This window comes from Corallococcus terminator, assembly GCF_003611635.1.
GTDB lineage: Bacteria > Myxococcota > Myxococcia > Myxococcales > Myxococcaceae > Corallococcus > Corallococcus terminator.
In genome coordinates, this window is sequence record NZ_RAVZ01000096.1 from 1 (window position 1) to 19417 (window position 19417).

General features: G+C 68.5%; 15 protein-coding genes. 12 read left to right on the forward strand and 3 right to left on the reverse strand.

The features are described 5' to 3' along the window. On the reverse strand, positions 1-2127 hold a 2127-nt coding region (locus tag D7V88_RS15765; protein WP_120541466.1), incomplete at its 3' end, for a GAF domain-containing sensor histidine kinase. 110 nt (positions 2128-2237) lie between these two features. Here D7V88_RS15765 and D7V88_RS15770 point away from each other — a divergent pair. The 12 genes from D7V88_RS15770 to D7V88_RS15825 all read left to right on the forward strand — a co-directional run bounded on the left by D7V88_RS15770 (position 2238) and on the right by D7V88_RS15825 (position 16196). Continuing rightward, positions 2238-4751, forward strand: a complete 2514-nt coding sequence (locus D7V88_RS15770) for a transglycosylase SLT domain-containing protein (RefSeq protein ID WP_120541467.1) — start codon at positions 2238-2240, stop codon at positions 4749-4751. Between the two features lie 80 nt (positions 4752-4831). After that, the gene (locus D7V88_RS15775) at positions 4832-6277 is read left to right on the forward strand and encodes a hypothetical protein (protein WP_120541468.1); all 1446 of its coding nucleotides are present in this window, start codon (positions 4832-4834) and stop codon (positions 6275-6277) included. Positions 6278-6357: 80 nt separating this feature from the next. Further along, a complete protein-coding gene (locus D7V88_RS15780; protein WP_158625086.1) occupies positions 6358-6771 on the forward strand; it encodes an MAPEG family protein in 414 nt (137 codons plus the stop codon). A gap of 161 nt (positions 6772-6932) precedes the next feature. Continuing rightward, a complete protein-coding gene (locus tag D7V88_RS15785) occupies positions 6933-8084 on the forward strand; it encodes an oxygen-binding di-iron domain-containing protein (RefSeq protein ID WP_120541470.1) in 1152 nt (383 codons plus the stop codon). A 16-nt stretch (positions 8085-8100) separates the two neighbouring features. Then, positions 8101-9135 (forward strand): serine/threonine-protein kinase, encoded by a 1035-nt coding sequence (locus D7V88_RS15790; RefSeq protein ID WP_372241083.1) that lies wholly within the window; start codon positions 8101-8103, stop codon positions 9133-9135. A gap of 67 nt (positions 9136-9202) precedes the next feature. Further along, positions 9203-9583, forward strand: a complete 381-nt coding sequence (locus D7V88_RS15795) for a VOC family protein (protein WP_120541471.1) — start codon at positions 9203-9205, stop codon at positions 9581-9583. Positions 9584-9711: 128 nt separating this feature from the next. Further along, positions 9712-11106 carry an L-seryl-tRNA(Sec) selenium transferase gene (gene selA / locus D7V88_RS15800; RefSeq protein WP_120541472.1) on the forward strand — a complete coding sequence of 465 codons (1395 nt, stop codon included), beginning with the start codon at positions 9712-9714 and terminating at the stop codon, positions 11104-11106. Next, the gene (locus D7V88_RS15805; protein WP_120541473.1) at positions 11103-11696 is read left to right on the forward strand and encodes an HNH endonuclease; all 594 of its coding nucleotides are present in this window, start codon (positions 11103-11105) and stop codon (positions 11694-11696) included. Before selA ends, D7V88_RS15805 begins: the two co-directional genes overlap by 4 nt. Before the next feature lie 123 nt (positions 11697-11819). After that, positions 11820-12887, forward strand: coding sequence for a P-loop NTPase (locus D7V88_RS15810; protein ID WP_120541485.1), 1068 nt, complete (start codon positions 11820-11822; stop codon positions 12885-12887). Next, positions 12884-14833, forward strand: coding sequence for a helix-turn-helix domain-containing protein (locus tag D7V88_RS15815; RefSeq protein WP_120541474.1), 1950 nt, complete (start codon positions 12884-12886; stop codon positions 14831-14833). The genes D7V88_RS15810 and D7V88_RS15815 overlap by 4 nt, the downstream gene beginning before the upstream one ends. 77 nt (positions 14834-14910) lie before the next feature. Beyond that, positions 14911-15174, forward strand: coding sequence for a hypothetical protein (locus D7V88_RS15820; RefSeq protein WP_120532975.1), 264 nt, complete (start codon positions 14911-14913; stop codon positions 15172-15174). Between the two features lie 11 nt (positions 15175-15185). Next, complete coding sequence (locus tag D7V88_RS15825) at positions 15186-16196, forward strand: RluA family pseudouridine synthase (RefSeq protein WP_120541475.1); 1011 nt, start codon at positions 15186-15188, stop codon at positions 16194-16196. Here D7V88_RS15825 and D7V88_RS15830 read toward each other — a convergent pair. Together D7V88_RS15830 and D7V88_RS15835 are read right to left on the reverse strand one after the other, a co-directional pair. Continuing rightward, positions 16177-17487 (reverse strand): HD-GYP domain-containing protein, encoded by a 1311-nt coding sequence (locus tag D7V88_RS15830; RefSeq protein WP_120541476.1) that lies wholly within the window; start codon positions 17485-17487, stop codon positions 16177-16179. The two genes, D7V88_RS15825 and D7V88_RS15830, sit on opposite strands and share 20 nt — an antisense overlap. Before the next feature lie 4 nt (positions 17488-17491). Next, on the reverse strand, positions 17492-19267 hold the full coding sequence (locus D7V88_RS15835) for a HEAT repeat domain-containing protein (protein WP_120541477.1): 1776 nt from the start codon (positions 19265-19267) through the stop codon (positions 17492-17494). Positions 19268-19417: the final 150 nt, after the last annotated feature.

Below are 19417 nucleotides of genomic sequence, written 5' to 3' on the forward strand. Positions count from 1 at the left end.
GGGCGCGGGGGTGCCCTCCGGGAGCGCACCCTCCGTCAGCTCCGGGGGAATCGCCGGCAGCCGGATGACGAACGTGGTGCCTTCGCCCACCCTGCTCTGCACGCTGATGCTGCCGCCGTGGTTCTTCACGATGCGCTGGCAGATGGCGAGCCCCAGCCCCGTGCCCTTCTGCTTCGTCGTGAAGAAGGGCACGAAGATGTGCGGCTGCTGATCCAACGGGATGCCCGGGCCGTTGTCGGTGACGCGCACCTCCACGAACTCGCCGCCCGCGCTGCGGAAGTCGCCGAAGCGCTCCGGCTTCTCCGTGCGCACCGTGATGCAGCCCTTCTGTGAGCCCATCGCCTGCACCGCGTTCTGCACCAGGTTGATCAACACCTGCTTGAGCTGCTCCGCGTCGCCGTCCGCGCGCGGCAGCCGCAAGTCCAGCTCCACCGCCAGCTCCGCCGTGTCAGGCATGTCGTTCTGGATGAGCCGCATCGTGCGCGTCACCACCTCGTTGAGGTCGGTGGGCCCGAAGCTCTGCTTGAGCGGCCGCGAGTAGTCCAGGAACGCCGTCACCACGCCGTTGAGCCGGTTGACCTCCTCGACAATCACATCCAGGAACTCGCCGTCCTCGCCCGGCAGCTTCTTGGGGTCCAGGCACTGCGCCGCGCCCTTGATGGCACCCAGCGGGTTCCGGATTTCATGCGCCAGGCCCGCCGCCATCTCGCCCAGCGCCGCCAGGCGGTCGCGCTCGCGGATCTTCTCGTACAGCTTGGAGTTCTCCAGCACCGTCGCCATCCGCTCGGAGACCTCCAGGATGAGGGCGATCTCATCGGACGCGTACGCCTCCGGCACCCGCTCATCCCAGAGGTTCAGGAACCCGATGACCCGGTCATTCCCCATCAGGGGCACGCTGATGCCGGCCCGCATCTGGAGCAGCGCCGCACGCGTGTCGTTGAGCCGCTTCAGCTCATCGCGGAAGCGCTTGCCCTCCACCGCCTGCACCCGCATCACGGAGATGCGGCGCTCCACGTTCTCCAGCAGCACCGCCTTCTGGCCGCTCGCCACCGCGAACAGCACGCCGCGCGCGGCCGCCGTGTCCAACAGCGGCACCGGCAGGGGGCCTCGCGAGTCCAGCAGCCGGTAGCCGGGCCGGTCCTCCGCCATCAGGTACACCGACGCGTGCGTCACGCGCCCCGTCTCGTGCAGCGCGTCCAGCACCACGCGCGCCAGTTCGGAGATTTCGATGACCGCCGTCATCCGCACGCGCAGGGCGCCCAGCGTGCCCAGCAGGGCGAAGCGTTCGCGGAAGAAGATGCGCACCACCATCTCCTCCACCTTGGTGCGCAGTGGATCCAACAGGATGAGGATGACGAACGCGGCCACCACGGTGTTGAAGACGAACAGCGACGTGTTCTCATCCACCCATGCGGTGAGCACCGTGAAGACCGCGGCCAGGATGATGGCCAGCACCGTCTGCGAGGCGATCTTCCCCAACAGCTCGTGCAGGTCCATCAGCCGCAGCCGCAAGAGCGTCTGCGCGAGGAAGAACAGGTAGAGCGTCGCGAAGACGGGGCCCAGCGTGGGGAAGGGGATGTCGTAGCGGGAGAGGTAGTCCAGGCCGGAGAACAGCACCGCCGCGCCCGCGCCGATGGCCAGGTACGCCAGCCGGAACTGCTCGATGCGCGACTCCGTCGTCCGCACCCGGTGCACCAGCAGCGACACGGACGTGAACAGGGCTCCCAGCACCCAGGTCCCCATCGCCACACGCGCCCATGCTTTGTCCGCCAACGGCGTGACGGCGACGGTGAGCCCCAGCACGGCGGACAGGAGGGCGAGCCGCCGACCGACCAAATGGGTGCCTTTGCTGACCCCCAGGAATTCGAGGAAGAAGGCGACTGCCGCCCCGGGCACCAGGGAGACGACGAGCACCGTGGAGCCGAGTGCGATGCGCGACACCCAGGGGTAGTCCTGGGCGGGAAAGATGCTGTGGAAGAAGAGACTGAGGTAGTACCCGGCGACCGTCAGCGTGAAGACGGAGTAGAGGGTGAGCACCCGTGGACGCCCGGGGCGCAACAACATGGACACGCCCAGCGCCAGGCCGATGATGGAAGCAAGCAGTGCGCTCTGTGTGCGGATATCCATGTGCAGGCGGACAGTCTAACCTCTGACGGGGGCTGGAAATTTTCCATGTGTCCCCAGTTGTCCTCGGGCGTGCCCGAGCGCATCTCCCAGGGTCCCCGAGGCCCCCGCGAATGAAAGTCTCCCTCCAGCATCTCGCCCTCCTCGCCTCCGCGGCCCTCCTGTCCGCGCAGGCTCCCGTCCCCGCTCCGACGCCCCCGTCCGCCCCGACGCAGGCCGCCACGCCGGCCGTGACGCCAACGCCCGCGGTGACGCCGACGCCGGCCGTGGCCCCCGCGCAGGCTCCGGCCCCGACAGGGCTCGCGGGCGCGGCGTCCACGGACGACACGGATCAGGCGCCCACGACGCGCACGGACAGCGCGCCGTCAGAGGCGCAGCTCACGCCGCCGCCGGACGCGGACAAGGCCCCGTTGCCGGGGGGCTACGTGCAGGTGCTCAACCCGGCGTTCCCCGGCCTCGCGCCGCCGACGCCAGTGGTGCACCGGGGCCGGCGCTACGGGCTGGAGGACCTCACGCCCTACTTCGCCGAGGGCAAGAAGAAGGACGCGAAGGACGCGTTCGACAAGGGCCAGTACACCAAGGCGCGCACGCTCCTGGAGGGCGAGGGCGACAGCCCTCCGGTGCGCTACCTGCGCGCGCTGTCGGCGGTGCGTGCCGGAGATGACAAGGCTGCGGCGACGGAGATGGCGGCGCTGGCCAACGACTACCCGGCGCTGAAGGACCGCTGCCTCACGCACGCGGGCGTGGCGCTGGAGTCGCAGGGCCGGCTGGACGACGCGGCGGCCAGCTTCAAGCAGGTGCCGGCGGACTCTCGGATGTACGTGGACGCGCGCCTGGGACTGGCGCGCGTGCTGCGCAAGAAGAAGGACTACGACGGCGCCATGGAGGCGCTGACGCCGCTGACCCTGCGCGCGATGACGGGCTGGGGCCGCAACGTGGGCGCCGAGGCGCTCATCGCCACGGCGGACCTCGCGGTGGAGAAGAAGGACCGCGCCGCCGAACGCGCCGCGCTGTGGCGCCTGTGGGCGAGCCAGCCTTTGTCGCCCATCGTCAAGCAGGTGGAGAAGCGCCTGAAGGGGCAGACGCCGCCGCTGGACGCGAAGGTGGGCCGCGCGGAGGCGCTCATCGAAGCGCACCGCAACAAGCAGGGGCTGACCCTCCTGGAGCCGCTCTTGCCGTCGCTGAAGCTGCCGGACGCGCTGGCGTGCAAGGCGCACTTCGCCTTCGGCAAGGGGCAGCGCAAGGAGCGCCAGCACACGCGGGCCATCCAGGTGCTGACGCCCGTGGTGGAGCAGTGCAAGGACCGCGACCTGCTGGCGCGCGCGCTGTACGTGCTGGGCTCGTCGCGCTCCATCGTGGATCAGGCGCGCGGGACGGAGACGTACGAGCGGCTGGCGCGCGAGTTCCCGGACCACTCGTTCGCGGACGACGCGCTCTTCTACGCGGCGGACCTGTACGTGAAGACGTCCCGGCCCAAGGAGGCGATGGCGCGCCTGGACGAGCTGGCGCGGCTGTACCCCAAGGGCGACTTCCTGGGCGAGGCGCTGTTCAAGGCGTTCTGGGTGGCGCGCACGTCGAAGGCGGAGGACGGAGGCTTCTCCTTCCTGGACCGCATCGAGGCGCAGTTCGCCAACGCGGACGAGTCCTACGACGTGGAGCGCGCGCGGTACTGGCGGGCCCGCACGCTGGAGGAGCGCGGCAACATCCAGGGCGCCGCGGAGCTGATGGAGAAGCTCGCGGTGGAGCACCCGGCCACCTACTACGGGCTGATGGCTCGCTCGAAGCTGGGGGAGCTGGACAAGCCCCGGCTGGAGCGCGTGTCGCCGTCCATCTTCGAGGTGCCGGAGTCCGCCAGCCCCTGGCCGATGTTCGCCGGGCCCATGGGGGAGGATTCGCACTTCCGCGCGGGTGTGGAGCTGCTCCGGTTGGGCTTCCCGGACTCGGTGTCCTCGGAGCTGATGCTCGTCAACCGCTCCAGCCAGCCGCCGGAGTCCATGCGCCTGTTGGTGATGGTGCTGTCGCAGTCCGGGGATGCTCGGGCGGCGCACGCCATCGCGCGGCTCGCGCTGCGCAAGGACCTGAGCGGCCGCATCACCGCGCAGACTCGGCCGGTGTGGGAGGTGGCCTATCCCAACGCCTTCCGCGACCTCATCGAGAAGCACACCGTGCCCGCGGGCGTGGAGCCGGACCTGCTCCAGGCGCTGATGCGCGAGGAGAGCGCGTTGGACCCCAAGGCCCTCTCCTGGGCCGGCGCCATGGGCCTCACCCAGTTGATGCCGGCGACGGCGAAGGGCGTGGCGCGCGACCTGAAGGTGAAGAAGTTCACCGTGGAATCGCTGCTCCAGCCGGAGCTCAACATCCGCTTCGGCGCGCACTACCTGGGCGGGCTCATCAAACAGTTCAAGGGCCACACGCCCTACGCGGTGGGCAGCTACAACGCGGGCTCCGGCGCGGTGAACCGGTGGCGCTCGGCCAACCCCGACCTGGCGCTGGATGCGTGGGTGGAGGAGATCCCCATCGCGGAGACGCGCGGCTACATCAAGCGCGTGCTGCGCTCCTACAACACGTACCAGCTCCTCTACGGCCGCGTGCCCAAGGCGCCGGTGATGCCCAGCGCATCGCGTTAGATGTGTAATCCTGGCTGAATCCTGAATTCTGGGATTCTTCGTGGAGGGGGAGGGGCGGGCCGTGATTTCCTCGGCCGCCCATGAATCCACTTCCGAAGAGAGTCGGTCCCTTCGTCGTCCTGGCGGTGCTGCTGACGGGCCTGTGCTGGCCCGCCGTGGCCGCGGCACAGAGCTGGTCGCTGACGAAGGAGCAGCGCCAGGCGTTCCTGCGCTACTACGCGCCGCTCATCTTCAAGCGCGCGAACGCGAATGACGGCCGGCACGGCTACGACTGGCTGACGAACTTCGACTTCGACCAGGACGGGGACTTCTCCAACAACAAGCTGCACTGGAAGCAGATCCCCCAGTACGTGGACGCGTCGCGCGCGGGGCCGAGCGCCTTCGACCGCTGGCGCATCCGGCCGACGCTGTACACGTCGCTCATCGAATACATGGACGGGGGAAAGAACCTCGTCCTCGTGTATCACCTGTATCACGCGCTGGATAAGAACGCGGCGGGCGACTACCAGCTCCACGACTGGGAGCGGGTGGAGTTGCAGGTGAAGAACGTGGTGGGCAACCCGGGCAGCGGGGAGTCCGTGGCGTACGCGGTGGTGACGCAGCACAAGCGCAACGTGGTGCGCCGGCAGGGCAACACGGACCTCCAGTTCATGCAGACGCCGTCGGGCAGCCACCTGCTCATCTGGCAGGCGGAGTGGTCCGACAAGCTGCTGGCGGCGCACGGCCAGGAGCTGCGCTTCGTCACCGAGCCGTACTCCTTTTTCGCGGGCCGGATGGCGTCGGGCGGGAAGGCGGAGGCGGACGTGAACAACGACGACGGCCGCAAGAAGCTGCACATCGCGTTCGTGCCGGAGGACGACGCTGCGGCGGTGGCGGCGTTCAACGCACAGCCGGTGCGGTACGCGACGGCGGACGCGTTGGCCACCCGCTACGACAACGGGAGTACGGCCAACTGGCCCGCCGTGAAGCGGGTGACGTACGAGTTGCAGGACATCGCGGACATCCTGCCCACGCACTGGGAGCAGGGCGGCTACGCGACGCACTGGCTGCCCTCCGCGTCGGAGACCTTCCTGCTGGAGAGCCCCATCGTGAACGAGGCGGGACAGGCGGAGGTGAGCCCGGGCCTGCAGCGCTTCTTCACGAAGACGCGGGACATCGAGAATGAGGACGACCGCGAGGGCTACCCGTCGAAGAAGTGGTTCTTCGGCACGTTCGAGCTCAACGACAAGGCGTCGGACACGGGCGGCGGCGGGTCCAATGTCTTCCACGACAGGTCCTGGGCCGGCACGGTGGTGGACTCGCGAGGCCGGACGCGTGCGAGCGCCAGCGGGTACACGGCTTCACCGAATGCGTACTGGTGGCAGCACGACTACTTCGTGCACACGGGCGTGACGGACTCGTCGGACGGCGTGGAGCAGGGCTTCTGGCTGCCCGGGGCGTGGTACCTGCCGGAGAGCGGCGGGTTCGACGGACGCTGGGTGCAGTTGTTCGACGACCGTCCGGGCCAGGAATCCGGCGTCCGCTGAGACGCAGGGTGTGACATGGGCCTCCACGGCGGACCGGGAACGGCTACGGTCCCGGGCTTCTTGTCGTGGAGGCACACCCCTTGACGAATCCCTTGCTGGGGACGCACCTGTTCGCAGTCCCCGTGACGGCGCTCTACGCCGCGCTCAATGTCTTTCTGACGGTCGGGCTCGGCCTCAATGTCAGCCAGGTGCGCACCCGGCTCAAGGTGTTCCGGGGAGACGGAGGACACGCCAACCTGAGCGCCGCCATCCGCGCGCACGGAAACAACGTGGAGCACGTTCCCCTGGCCCTCATCCTGTTGCTGGTGGCCGAGCTGTGCGGCGGGAACTCGCTGGCGCTCCATGCATTCGGCGGCACGCTGCTCGTGGCTCGACTGGCGCATGCGTTCGGGATGCTCTCCGCCAGCCGTGTCCAGGCGGTGGGGGCGGTGCTGACCCTCATCGTGCAGCTCGGGCTCGCTGGGTACGTGCTCTGGCTGCGGCCCTGGGGCTGAGCCTTTCACTCGGAGCAAGGGCCGGGAGCGAAGAGGACCAAGAAGCGAGGCTCATGTCGCTGTCCGCTGCGCCTGGAATCAGGCGGTCGGGGTGGACGCAGGGCTGATAGGCTTGGGGTGCAGTCCTCATCCCCACTCGTTTGCGTGAAGGACAACACGCCATGAGCCACAGCGACGTTCCCGCCCCGAATCCACCTTCCGACCTCAACCGCACCGCCGTGGAAATCGCTCCCGAGACCTTCTGGGTCGGGAAGCGCGAGCCCGGCGGCATCTTCTTCGCCAACCCGTACCTGCGGCGCTTTCGCGGCACGGACGTGCGCACGAAGAAACCCTCCGAGTTCAACCTCCTCATCGACCCCGGGTCGAGCAGCGACTTCTCCACCATCCACACCAAGGTGGTGTCGCTGATTGGGGGCATGGACCGGCTGTCCGCGCTCTTCGTGAACCACCAGGACCCGGACGTGGGTTCGTCGGCGGCGATCATCTCCGCGCGCTACTCACCGCGCGCGAGCATCCTGTGCTCGGAGGACACGTGGCGGCTCATCGTCCACTTCAACCTGCCGCGCAACCGCTTCATCCCCACGGAGAAGTTCTCCACCGGGTTGAGCGTGCCCACGGGGCACAAGCTGCTGCCGGTGCCGTCGCCCTTCTGCCACTTCCGGGGCGCGGTGATGCTCTATGATCCGCAGACGCGGGTGCTCTTCACGGGGGACCTGTTCGGCGGCCTCACGGACTCCAAGGCGCAGGGCCTGTGGGCGGAGGAGTCCGACTGGACGGGCATCCGGGCGTTCCATCAGATCTACATGCCGGTGAATTCGGCGCTGGTGCGCGCGGTGGCGGCCATTCGCAAGCTGACGCCCGCAGTGGAGATGATCGCCCCGCAGCACGGCCGCGTCATCCGGGGCAAACTGGTGCAGCAGTTCCTGGAGCGCATGGAGCGGCTCCAGGTGGGCCTGGACATCATCGACGAGGCGCAGGACAAGACGTTCCTCCAGGCGTGGAACACGGTGGTGGACCGGGTGCTGGCGGTGGCGCGCGGCTACCTGGGTGATTCCGTGGAGGCCAAGCTCAACGCGAGCGACCAGTTGTCGGACACCGCCAGGTTCAATGGCAAGCGGCTGGAAGTGCACCGGATGGGCAAGTGGACCCTGGAGCACGTGGTGGATGTGCTCTGCCAGGGCGAGCCGCAGGAGATCGCAGGCCCCATCCTGGTGGAGGCCACCATCGCCGCCGCCGAGTACAACCTGCCCACGCCGCACCTCGACATCGAGGGCTCCGGCTCACCGGCTCCTGTCTCCCTGCTTGAATCCTGAGAGGGGAGGGGGCCTGGTGCGTTCGAAGGATGAGGACTCCGGGGGAGTGACGTACCTGAGCGCGGAGAAGCTGGACGCGCAGGGGTATCCACGGCCCGAGAGCACGCCGGTCTCGGACGGGATGGAGGCGACGTTGCGTCAGGTGACGCCGCCGATGTCCCCGATGGGCACGTTGATTCAGGGCGCGGTGACGCCGTCCTCGCCGGCTGCCCTGGGGCTCGTTCCAGGGCAGGTGGTGGCGGAGCGCTACAGGGTGGAGAAGTGGCTGGGCGTGGGAGGCACGTCCACGGTGTACCAAGCGCTGGACGTGAAGAAGGGGCAGCGCGTGGCACTCAAGGTGCTGGCGGTGCCTCACGCGGACGAGGCGATGGTGACGCGCTTCCGGCAGGAGGTGCAGCACGCGCAGGCGTTGGAGCACGTCAACATCTTGCATGTCTTCGACGTGGGCTGGGATGGGGCGCGGCACTACCTGACGGTGGAACTGCTGGAGGGCAGGGATCTGCGGCAGGTGTTGCTGGAGGGGCGTCCTTCGCTTGCCAGTGCGCTGCGCTGGCTGACGCACGCCACCGTGGCGCTGGAGCACGCGCACGCGAAAGGGGTGCTGCACCGGGATGTGAAGCCCGGGAACCTCTTCATCACGCGCACCGGGGTGCTGAAGCTGATGGACTTCGGGCTGGCCAAGAGCACGCACGTGATGGGCGCCACGGCGCAGGGGGCGACGCTGGGGACGCCGGAGTACATGGCGCCGGAGCAGGTGATGGGGACGGGAGTGTCTCCGGCCACGGACCTGTATGCGTTGGGGGTGGTGGCGTATGAGCTGTTCACGGGGCAGTTGCCGTTCCGCCATGCGCAGCCCGTGCCGCTGATGTTCCTGCATGTCCAGGAGGCGCCGGTGCCGCTCCGGACGCTGCGTGCGGACCTGCCGGAGTCCTTCGAACAGCTCGTGCTGCGATTGATGCAGAAGCGGCCCGAGGACCGTTTCCCCAGTGCGACGGCGCTGCGCGTCGAGCTTGCGAAACTGTGGCCGGAGGCGCTCAAGCCGGCTGGGTGAGTGCCTGCACGCTCGGCAGCAGACGCGCTTGGATGATATGGATGGGCGGTCTTTGGGGGATCCATCCATGACCGTCCGTTTCAATCACACTGTTGTTGCCGCGAAGGACAAGGTGCGCTCCGCGAACTTCCTCGCGGAGCTGTTGGGGCTCCCGGAGCCCCAGCCCTTCGGGCACTTCCTGGCGGTCAAACTGGACGATGGAGTGGCGCTCGACTACGCCCAGTCCGACGTCGACTTTCCCGGCCAGCACTACGCCTTCCTCGTGTCGGACGACGTGTTCGATTCGCTGATCGCCAAGATCCGTGAGCGTGGGATCCAGCACTGGGCCGACCCGCGTGGTCAGCGCTCCGGCGAGATCAACACCCATGACGGCGGCCGAGGCGTCTACTTCCAGGACCCCTCGGGACACTTCATGGAAGCGATTACTGTCCCCTATGGAGGGTGGTAAGGGGCGTAAAGACAGCAATCTGGAAATGCATTGCTCCAGCGCGCGTATGGAATTGGTTCGCTGGCTCGGAGCTTTTGGACCGGCTGATGGTCACGTGTCGGGCCGTGCTCCGGTTAGACTCCCCGCCCATGGGCGCTGCGTCGAAACCCCCGGAAGGGAAGAACGCGCTTCTGCGCAACCTTCCCTCCATCGAACAACTCCTGCGGCGGCCGTCGCTGGAGCCCCGGCTCGCGAACCTCCCCCACGCGCGCGCCGTCGCCGCCCTGCGGCTCGCCGTTGAACGCGTACGCGCCCGCCTGTTGAGCGGTGACGCGCGGCCCTTCGAGGACGCGGACGTGGAGGCCGCGCTCGCGTCCCTGGCCACGCCGAACCTGCGGCCGGTGCTCAACGCCACTGGCGTCGTGCTCCACACCAACCTGGGCCGCGCGCCGCTCGCCCCCGAAGCCGTGGAGCGCGTCGTCGCTGTCGCCCGGGGCTACTCCAACCTCGAATACGACCTGGACGAAGGCGAACGCGGCAGCCGCTATGCGCCCCTCGTGGGCCTCCTGCGCATGCTCACCGGCGCGGAAGACGCGATCGTGGTCAACAACTGCGCGGGCGCCGTGCTGCTCGTCCTCGCCGCGCTCGCCTCCGGCCGTGAGTGCGTCGTGTCTCGCGGCGAGCTCGTCGAAATCGGCGGTGGCTTCCGCATCCCGGACGTCATGCGCCAGTCCGGCACGAAGCTCGTGGAAGTCGGCACCACCAACCGCACCCGCCGCGCGGACTACGCCAACGCCCTGAGTCCCGACACCGGCCTCATCGTGAAGGTCCACCGCTCCAACTTCGCCCTCGTCGGCTTCACGGAAGAAGCGTCGCTCGCGGAACTCACCGAACTGGGACGTTCCCGCAACGTGCCCGTGTTCCAGGACCTGGGCTCCGGAGCGCTCGTGCCCCTGGTCGGGCCGGGTCTCACACTGGAGCCCACGGTGGGCCAGGCCATCAGCGCCGGGGCGGATGTGGTAGCGTTCTCTGGCGACAAGCTTCTGGGTGGACCGCAGGCCGGCGTCATCGTGGGCCGGAAGGACCTGCTCCAGCGCATCAAATCCCACCCGCTCACACGCGCGTTGCGTGTCGACAAGATGACGGTCGCCGCTTTGGAAGCGACGCTCGAGCTGTACCGGGATGGCCGCCCCGAAGCGGTTCCCGCGCAAAGCCTGCTCGTCCAGCAGCCAGAAGTATTGAGCGCCCGGGCTGATCGCTTGTTGGATTTACTCAAGGCGCACGGGGTCACCGCATGGGTGGTGTCCGTGGATGGACAGGTGGGCGGGGGGGCCATGCCGTTGGCCCGGTTGCCTTCCTACGCTTGCAGCCTCACCGTTGGAGCGCCGGAAGTATTCCTGGAACGTCTGCGCGGCGGCGAGGTGCCGGTTATTGGCAGGATCGCGGATGGCGAGGTGGTCCTCGACGTCCGATGTCTCTCTGAGGAGGACCTGGGTGTGGTCGCGCAATCCGTGGCGGCCGCCCGTTTGGGAAGCCAGCCATGATCAACAGCGCCGTGCTCGTGCTCAACCGGTACTATCAACCGGTTCATGTGACGTCGGTTAAACGGGCGTTCTCACTGCTGTATCAGGGCGTCGCGAAGGCCATCGACGCGCAGTACCGTCTGTACGAGTTCGCCGACTGGGCGGCCTTGAGTGCCACGCAGGACAGCATCACCACCATCGACCGCACCATCCGTGTGCCTCGCGTGCTCGTGCTCGGCGCGTATGACCACCTGCCCCGCGCCAAGGTGCGCTTCTCGCGCCTCAACATCTATGCGCGCGACAACGACACCTGCCAGTACTGCTCCAAGCAGCTTCCGCGCAGCGACCTGAACCTGGACCATGTGAATCCGCGCACCCAGGGCGGGAAGACCACCTGGGAGAACGTGGTGTGCTCCTGTGTCCCCTGCAACCTGAAGAAGGGCGGTCGAACACCGGAGCAGGCCGGGATGCGGCTGCTCAAGAAGCCCGTGCGCCCGCGCTGGACGCCGCTGTTCCGTGGCGCCATCCGCAAGGTCACCTACCGGGAGTGGCTGCCGTTCCTGCACCTGGCGGACATCTCGTACTGGAACGTCGAACTGCTCGACGAGTGACACCGACCGGCCCTCTGGTCGCCTGCCCCCCGACCCTCCGGGCGTCGGGGCGCGGGTGGGGCGTCGTACGGGGATGGGTCGTGAAATGGCGGGGTGTCGACTCGGGCGGTAGGACGGGTTTTGATGCGAGCCTTCGTGAAGCCCGCCCCTTTGTCTCCGCCGCCCGGATCCGCTCCCGCCTCGCTGGCCAGCGCGCCGGCGCGTCCCTTGAGTGCCGTGGAGCCTGACACCGTGGCTTCCTCGGGCCCGGCCGGACTGGCGCGTCGGGCCCGCTCCCGCCGGATCATCGCGGTGGGCGGCGGCAAGGGCGGCATCGGCAAGTCGATGGTGTCCGCGAACCTGGGCGTCGCGCTCGCGCAGGCCGGCCACAAGGTGCTGCTGGTGGACGCGGACCTGGGCGGCGCCAACCTGCACACGTGCCTGGGCGTCGGGCCTCCGGAGTCCACGCTGTCGGACTTCCTGCGGCGCGGGAAGGGGAGCCTGGAAGAGGTGATGGTCTCCACCGGCGTGCCGGGGCTGTCGCTCATCGCTGGCGCGCAGGACTCGCTGGACGCGGCGAACCTCAAGTACGCGCAGAAGCAGAAGCTCCTGCGCACGCTGCTCGCGCAGACCGCCGACTACCTCATCCTGGACCTGGGCGCGGGCACCAGCTTCAACACGCTGGACTTCTTCCTCCTCGCGGACCACGGCCTGCTGGTGGTGCTGCCGGAGCCCACGTCGGTGGAGAACGCGTACCGCTTCGTCAAGGCGGCCTTCTTCCGCAAGCTCCAGCAGGTGGAGGCGCAGTACGGCATCCAGGACCTCGTCGAGGGCGCGCTGTCTACCCGTGAGGGTGGGTTGCGCACGCTCCATGACGTGGTCGCGCAGGTGCGCAAGAAGGCCCCCTCGGACGCGGAGCGGCTGGAGCGGGAGCTGGCGTCGTTCCGGGTGCGGCTGGTGGTGAACCAGGCGCGCACCGATGCGGATGCCAACGTGGGGGCCGCGATGGTGGCCGCCTGGAAGAAGTTCTTTGGCATCGACATGGATGATCTGGGCGCGCTGCGGTACGACGATGAAGCGTGGCGAGCGGTGCGCAAGCGCAAGCCGGTGCTCATCGAGCGTCCCGACTCGCCCGTGTCCCTGGGTCTCCAGCGCATCGCCACGCGTCTGCTGTCGCTCGACGGCCTTTCCCCCGAGTCCGCAATCCCATGAAGCCCTTCGCGCAGCAGACCTACTACGAGATCCTGGAGGTCCCGCCCTCGGCGTCCGACGACGACATCCGCGCGGCCCATCAGCGCCTGATGGAGCTGTATTCGCCGGACTCCATCGCCGTGTACGCGCTGGGCGACCCGGATCAGGTGGATGCGCTGCGCGAGAAGATGACCGAAGCGATGGAGATGCTCACCGACGCGGATCTGCGGGTCGAGTACGACCGTTCGATCGGGCTGTCGACGGAGCGGCTCGCGAAGGCGACCGTGGCGGCGGGGGCCGTGGAGAAGGCGGACTCGGCTGCGCGGGTCGCGGAGGCCCTGGCCACCGCCGCCGCTGCGCTGGCGAAGGCCGCGGGCGCCGTGGATGCCGAAAGGGTGGAGGCGGAGTCGCGACTGAAGGCCGCCGCGTCCGTGAATGATGAGGAGGCCCCGCGCACGAGCGGGTCGCCCGGAAAGAGCGAGGAGCGGATGCGGGGTGAGGAGTCGAAGCGGCAGGAGGCCTCGGGGGAGGACGCGTCGGGCATGACCCCCGAGCCGGTGATGGTGGGGGGCGTGGCGGTGGTGGAGGCGTTCCGCGCCTCGTTCACCCGGAGCCTGTCGTTCGTCTACGTCCCCGCCGGTCCGCTGCGAGGGCAGGGCAGGGGTGTCCCCCGCGCGCCCCCGGCTTCCGTGGAGCCCCGTGGCCAGGCTTCGTCCGAAGCCGAGGCGCCCCAGACCCCGGGTGCCCTGTCCACGACGCCCGTTGAGTCCGCGCCCGTCGCCACGTCCCCGGACATCGGGGCGGGCCTTGTCGCCGTGGCCTCGATGCCTGTTGCCTCCGCTTCGGGGGACGTGGTCGTGACGCCCGTTGAGTCCGCGTCGCACCCTGCGGCTGCTTCGACGCCTGTTGCTCCTGTCGCGGGGGACCGTTCGGAGGCCGCGAAGACTTCGATGCCCGAGGCGACCCGTGCGGAGGACTCCGCCACTTCAGCGCCCGCAGCTTCGGATGTCGCCACGGCTTCAGTGCCCGTGGCTGCCAGTTCAGACCGCGCGGACGCCATGGCCTCCGCGCCGACTGCTTCCACGTCGGATCACGCGGATGTCGCCACGGCTTCGGCGCCTGAGGCCTCCACGTTGGGTCATGCTGCATCGGAACCTGCGGCCTCCACGTCGTCGGGGCACGAGGATGCCGCTTCGGCTTCGGCGCTTGTGGCTTCCTCGTTGGAGCGCACGGAGGCCCCGGTGACGCCTCCGAACGAGCCGAACCCCGGCACGCCCACCGAAGCCAGCGCCGCGCCTGCTTCGAGCGATTCCGCCCAGCCGGAAACCCCGTCCGCACCGGGCGTCGACAGCACGCCTGTCGCCGCTGCCCCGGCCTCGGGGGAGTCGGATCCGAACCCCGCCCCGGACGCTCGCGCTCCGAGCACGCCGGACGCGACCCCGGACGTCTCCTCCACCGCGCTGTCGCGGACCCCGGCCACCGGCGCCGCGCGTGCCGCCGTGCGTCCCCTCACCGCGCGCCCCATCGACGCGCGTCCCTCCGCGAACACCCGTCCTGTCCCCGGGTCCAAGACCCCCGTCACCCGGAAGCTCGGGGAAGCCCAGGTGCTCTCCCAGGACTCGGCCATCGCGACCGCGGAGTCCGCGCTGGCGCAGGTGGCCGCCCGGGTGCGCGACGCCCGCCCCCGGGGCGTGGACATCCCGGCGGACGCCGAGTTCAACGGCGAACTGCTGCGCCGCGTGCGCGAGGCCCGAAGCCTGTCCATCCAGCAGCTCGCCGACCGCACCCGTATCTCCGTGCGTCACCTGGAGAACGTGGAGGCGGACCGCTACACCGCGCTGCCTCCGCCGGTGTACCTGCGCGGCATCCTGATGAACCTCGCCCGCGAGCTGGGCCTGGACCCCCTGCGCGTGTCCAAGAGCTACCTGGGGCTGTTCTCCGAGAAACCCGCCAAGTCGGGCCGCTGACCGGAAGGGCGGCCCGTCGTCACGCCGCGCATCAGGAAAGTTGACTCGCAGGGGGTGGGTGCCTAAGTAATGGCACGATGACGGAAGAGGAAAAGGTCAAGGCGATGCGTCTGGCCCGCGCGATTGCCTCGGATATCTCGCTCTACAACGAGCAGAAGATCATCAAGGGCATCGAGCAGGACAACCTCTTCGAGGTCCTCAAGGAGGAGCTGGAGGAGGGGCGCGCTCTCTACAAGAGCCGCGTCAGCCAGGAGATCAGCACCCAGGCGAACTTCTTCGAGCGCGCCGTCAACGACATCGTGCTGCGCTCCAAGGCGCACGTGAAGTCGAAGATCTGGTAGTCACCCGCTCCGTGGCCTCACCCGACACGCGCGAGCACCTCGCCCTCCCCGAAGCCCGGGGAGAGCGCCTGGATCAGTACCTGGCCCGCGCGTTCCCGGACCTCACCCGCTCCCGCCTCCAGGGCCTCATCGCCGACGGCCACGTGCTGTCCGACGGCAAGCCCGGCAAGGTGGCCCAGCGCCTGCGCGGAGGGGAACGGCTCTCCGTCCACATCCCCGCGCCCGTCGCCGCCATCCCCCAGGCCGAAGCGCTGCCCCTCTCCTTGCTGCACGAGGACCGCGACCTCGTCGTCGTGGACAAGGCCGCCGGCATGGTGGTGCACCCCGGCGCGGGCCACGCCTCCGGCACGCTCGTCAACGCGCTCCTGCACCGCGTGAAGGACCTGGCCGGCGTGGGCGGCGAATTGCGCCCGGGCATCGTCCACCGGCTGGACAAGGACACCACCGGCTGCCTCGTCGTCGCCAAGCACGAGCAGGCCCTGGTGGCCCTCCAGAAGTCCTTCAAGACGCGCGAGGTCCAGAAGACGTACCTGGCGCTGGTGCACGGGGTGCCCCAGGCCGAGGGCCGCATCGAAACGCTCTACGGCCGCCACCCCATCCACCGCCAGCGCTTCACCGGCAAGGTGACGGAGGGCAAGACCGCCATCACCCTGTACCGCGTGCGCGAAGCCTTCGAAGGTGCCGCGCTGGTGGAGGTGGACCTGCTCACCGGCCGCACGCATCAGATCCGCGTGCACCTGGCCGAAGCCGGGCACCCGCTGCTCTGTGACGCGCTCTACGGCGCGGGCCGCAAGGCGAAGGGCGCGGTGGCCGAGGCCCAGGAGCTGCTGGGCCGTCAGGCGCTGCACGCGTGGCGCCTGGCCTTCGAACACCCGCGCACCCACAAGGCGCTGTCGCTGGAGGCCCCCCTGCCGGAGGACTTCACGAAGGCCCTGGCGCTGCTGCGGGAGGCGGGCGTTCCCGCCGGGCCTCCTGTCGCGAAGAAGGCCCCGGCGAAGGCGACTAGAGTCCGGAAACGCTGATCTGCTGCTGGCGGCGGGAGAGCACCTTGATGGGCTGGATGGCCATCACCCGCATGAAGACGGACAGCAACTCCGGGTCGAACTTCTGGCGCATCTCCGTCCACATCAGCATCAGCGCGACCTCCGGGCCGTACGCATCCCGGTACGGCCGGCGTGAGGTGAGCGCGTCGTAGGCGTCGCAGATGGCGATGAGCTTCGCGTACACCCCCAGGTTCGTCTTGGGGATGATCATCTGGATGTTGCCGCGCGCGTCGCGCACCGCGGTGCCGTAGTCCGTCTTGTGCTCGAACGTCGTCACCACGCGCAACAGCGTGGAGCGGCTGAAGCCCTTCTCCATCAGGATGTTGCGCACGCTGATGAGGGGCGCGCGCGCGACGGTGACCTTCTCATCCGCGGTGAGGGCTCCACGCTTGGTGGACAGCTCCTCCGGCAGCGTCGTCATGCCCGCGTCGTGGAAGAGCGCGATGTAGCCCAGGTCGCGAAGCTGCGGCTTCGTCAGGCCCAGCTCCGCGCCGAACACGATGCACATCAGCGCGACGTTGACCTGGTGGTAGACGAGGTAGTCGTCCTCGCGCTTCTGCGTCGTCATGCCCAGGAAGTGCGTGCGCTGGTCGTAGGAGATGTCCACGAAGTCCTGCACCAGCCGCAGCGCGCGCGACGAGCCGATGGGCTTTCCCGCGCGCACCGACTCCAGGTACTTCTGCAGGAAGAACACCGCCCGGGCGTACACGGTCATCGCGTACTTCTTGCGGTCGACCTTCTGGTCGCCCGGGTTGTCCATGTCCTTGTTCAGCTTCTCCTTGAGCTTGGAGAACTTCGCCACGCGCATGTTGAGCAGCTTGCGCCCGGACAGGCCGTCCTCCTCCGCGGCGGTGGACTGCTCCTTGCTGAAGATCCAGACGAAGTTCTTCAGCTCCTGCACCGTGACGGGCTTCGTCAGCGTGATGCCGCCCACGTCCTTGGCGCGCATCTCCGCCAGCAGGTAGCGCTGGTTCTCGATGGAGTTCAGGTCCACCTTCACCAGCATGCCGTTCAGGTAGAAGGAGTCCTTGACGCCCGCCAGCTCCAGCCGGCCTTCCTTGCCGATGATCTGGTTGATGATGTCCTGGAGCTGGTGCAGCGGCTTCTCGAAGACCGCGTTCTCCGGGTCGTACATCTTCACCGAGCGCACGAGCATGTAGAGGCCCGCGAGCATGGAGCGCGAGAGGCTCTGGAGCTTCTCGTTGTGCTCGCGGCCGTACTCGCTGAGATTCTCTTCCTGGTTGTGGCTGATCTTCAGGTTGTCGGCCATGGCGTCAGTTCGTCTCTTCCGGAAGCGCCGAGTCCCCGAAGAGGGCCTTGCGCGTCTGATACATCGCCTTGCGGGCGGCGGTGAGGACATCCAGCGGCTGCGCCTTGTCCTCCACCACGGCCTGCAACAACTTGTAGGACTGGATGGAGCCCGCGCCCGCGAGGCCGTGGATGGCCAGGAACTTGTCGTCCATCACCCGGCGCTTGTTGAGCAGCGACGGCTTCACCGCCAGCAGCAACTGCATCATGGACAGCGCGGCGGGCAGGTTGGTGGCGCCGATGGCCGAGTACACCGCGGCCTTCTCATCCGACGTCTTCTTGTCCCATCCCGGATCCCTCACCAGCTTCACTAGGTCCGGGAACGCCTTGTCGCGGTCGAACTCCGGCAGGAGCTTCGCGGCCAGCATGCGCACCTGGGAGACGGTGTCGTTGAGCGCATCCTGGATGATGCGCCGCGACTCCGCCGTGCGCCCGCGCCCGATGATCTGCATCACCTCCAGCTTGACGACGAGGTTGGGGCTCTTGAGCACCTGGGCGAACATCTTCACCCGGTCCGGGTGGTTGCTCTTCTCCAGGATGTAGACCATGTCGCGCACCGTCTGCGGCCGGTCCGACAGGAGGCGCGCCACGAAGGGCTCCGGCAGATCCCTCGCGAATCCGCCCAGCACGTCGCACAGGAGCGCGCGGTTCTCCGGCAGCTCAATCGTCTCCAACACGTTGAGCAGCGGCAGCACCGAGTCCACGCCCAGCGCCTGCAGGTAGCGCGTCACGTCCTGGGGCTGCTTCGCGCGCGTCGTCTTGAGCGATTCGCCCACCCGGCTCAGGCGCTGCTCCTCGCCCATCTTGTGGAGGAAGGACGACAACAGGCGCGCCAGGTCGTCTCCGCCCTCGGGGCGCTGGGACAGCGCGCGCAGCTTGAGGACGATCTGGTTCACCGTGCCGAAGTCGTCCTGGAGCAGCAGCATGTCCAAGAGCTGCAGGAAGATCTCCTCCAGCAGCGCCGCGTCGTCCACGCCGCCTTCCACCACCTGGAACACCGCGCCCACCAGCTTGGGGAACAGGCGCGCGTTCTCCTCTTCGGTGATGTCCTTCTGCAGCCGGGCCTTCAGGTCGTCCGACGCGTGTCGGCCGCCCACGACAAGGCCGCGGATCTGCTCCACGCCGTCCAGCTTCGCGTCCAGGTCCTCCGCCGACACGCGCGCGAAGCGCAGGAAGTCATCCGAGTTCGTCTGGAGGCGGGAGTAGAGGTAGCCCACCACCTTGTCCACCTCCACCTGGACCTCGTCCTCGTTGGCTCCCTCCATGGAGAAGCCTTCCACGACGACGTACTCCACCTGTTGCATGCCCGCGCGCCACAACTGCGCGAGCACGTCCTCCGCGCCGCGCTCCGGCTCCGACAGCGCGATCAGCGTGAGCGTGACGAGCTCTTCCAGCGGCAGCCCGGGACGGAAGATGAGCTGGCGGATGCCGTCGCGGAAGAACTTGTAGGGGAGCGACGACTCCTCGGTGAAGAGCGCCTCGTTGTGGAGCGTGAAGTTCTGCTGCTCCACCTTCAGCGACAGCGGGCCGAACTTCTCCGTGTACGCGGAGATGGCCTCCTGCGCCTTGGCGAGGAACTCCGGGAAGCGCGCCTCGTTGTGGCGGTACATGCCGATCTGCTTGATGCCCTTGAGCAGGTGGAATGCGAACGTGCGCGCAAGCTCCACCTTCTCGCGGACCTCGGGGGACTGCTCCGCCTCGGCGCTCGCGCTCGCGTCCGTGACTTTCTGGGGCTGTGCCATGAGAGACGTCCATCCTACTCCCGTCCCAGGCTGGGTCCCAATCCCAGAACCGCCCTGAATCCAGGGGTTTGGCGTGACACCTGTGCAACAGTTGGTGGACTGGCGGGGAATACCCGGTGTGTTACGCAGGGGCCCCCGTTCTCCTGGAGG

What these genes read in the sequence shown, in the direction of transcription:
- D7V88_RS15820 (WP_120532975.1), top strand. Translation starts at nt 14,911, where the DNA reads ATGACGGAAGAGGAAAAGGTCAAGGCGATGCGTCTGGCCCGCGCGATT.
- D7V88_RS15830 (WP_120541476.1), bottom strand. Translation starts at nt 17,487, where the DNA reads ATGGCCGACAACCTGAAGATCAGCCACAACCAGGAAGAGAATCTCAGC.
- D7V88_RS15795 (WP_120541471.1), top strand. Translation starts at nt 9,203, where the DNA reads ATGACCGTCCGTTTCAATCACACTGTTGTTGCCGCGAAGGACAAGGTG.
- D7V88_RS15810 (WP_120541485.1), top strand. Translation starts at nt 11,820, where the DNA reads ATGCGAGCCTTCGTGAAGCCCGCCCCTTTGTCTCCGCCGCCCGGATCC.
- D7V88_RS15805 (WP_120541473.1), top strand. Translation starts at nt 11,103, where the DNA reads ATGATCAACAGCGCCGTGCTCGTGCTCAACCGGTACTATCAACCGGTT.
- D7V88_RS15785 (WP_120541470.1), top strand. Translation starts at nt 6,933, where the DNA reads ATGAGCCACAGCGACGTTCCCGCCCCGAATCCACCTTCCGACCTCAAC.
- D7V88_RS15775 (WP_120541468.1), top strand. Translation starts at nt 4,832, where the DNA reads ATGAATCCACTTCCGAAGAGAGTCGGTCCCTTCGTCGTCCTGGCGGTG.
- D7V88_RS15835 (WP_120541477.1), bottom strand. Translation starts at nt 19,267, where the DNA reads ATGGCACAGCCCCAGAAAGTCACGGACGCGAGCGCGAGCGCCGAGGCG.
- D7V88_RS15770 (WP_120541467.1), top strand. Translation starts at nt 2,238, where the DNA reads ATGAAAGTCTCCCTCCAGCATCTCGCCCTCCTCGCCTCCGCGGCCCTC.
- D7V88_RS15815 (WP_120541474.1), top strand. Translation starts at nt 12,884, where the DNA reads ATGAAGCCCTTCGCGCAGCAGACCTACTACGAGATCCTGGAGGTCCCG.
- selA (WP_120541472.1), top strand. Translation starts at nt 9,712, where the DNA reads ATGGGCGCTGCGTCGAAACCCCCGGAAGGGAAGAACGCGCTTCTGCGC.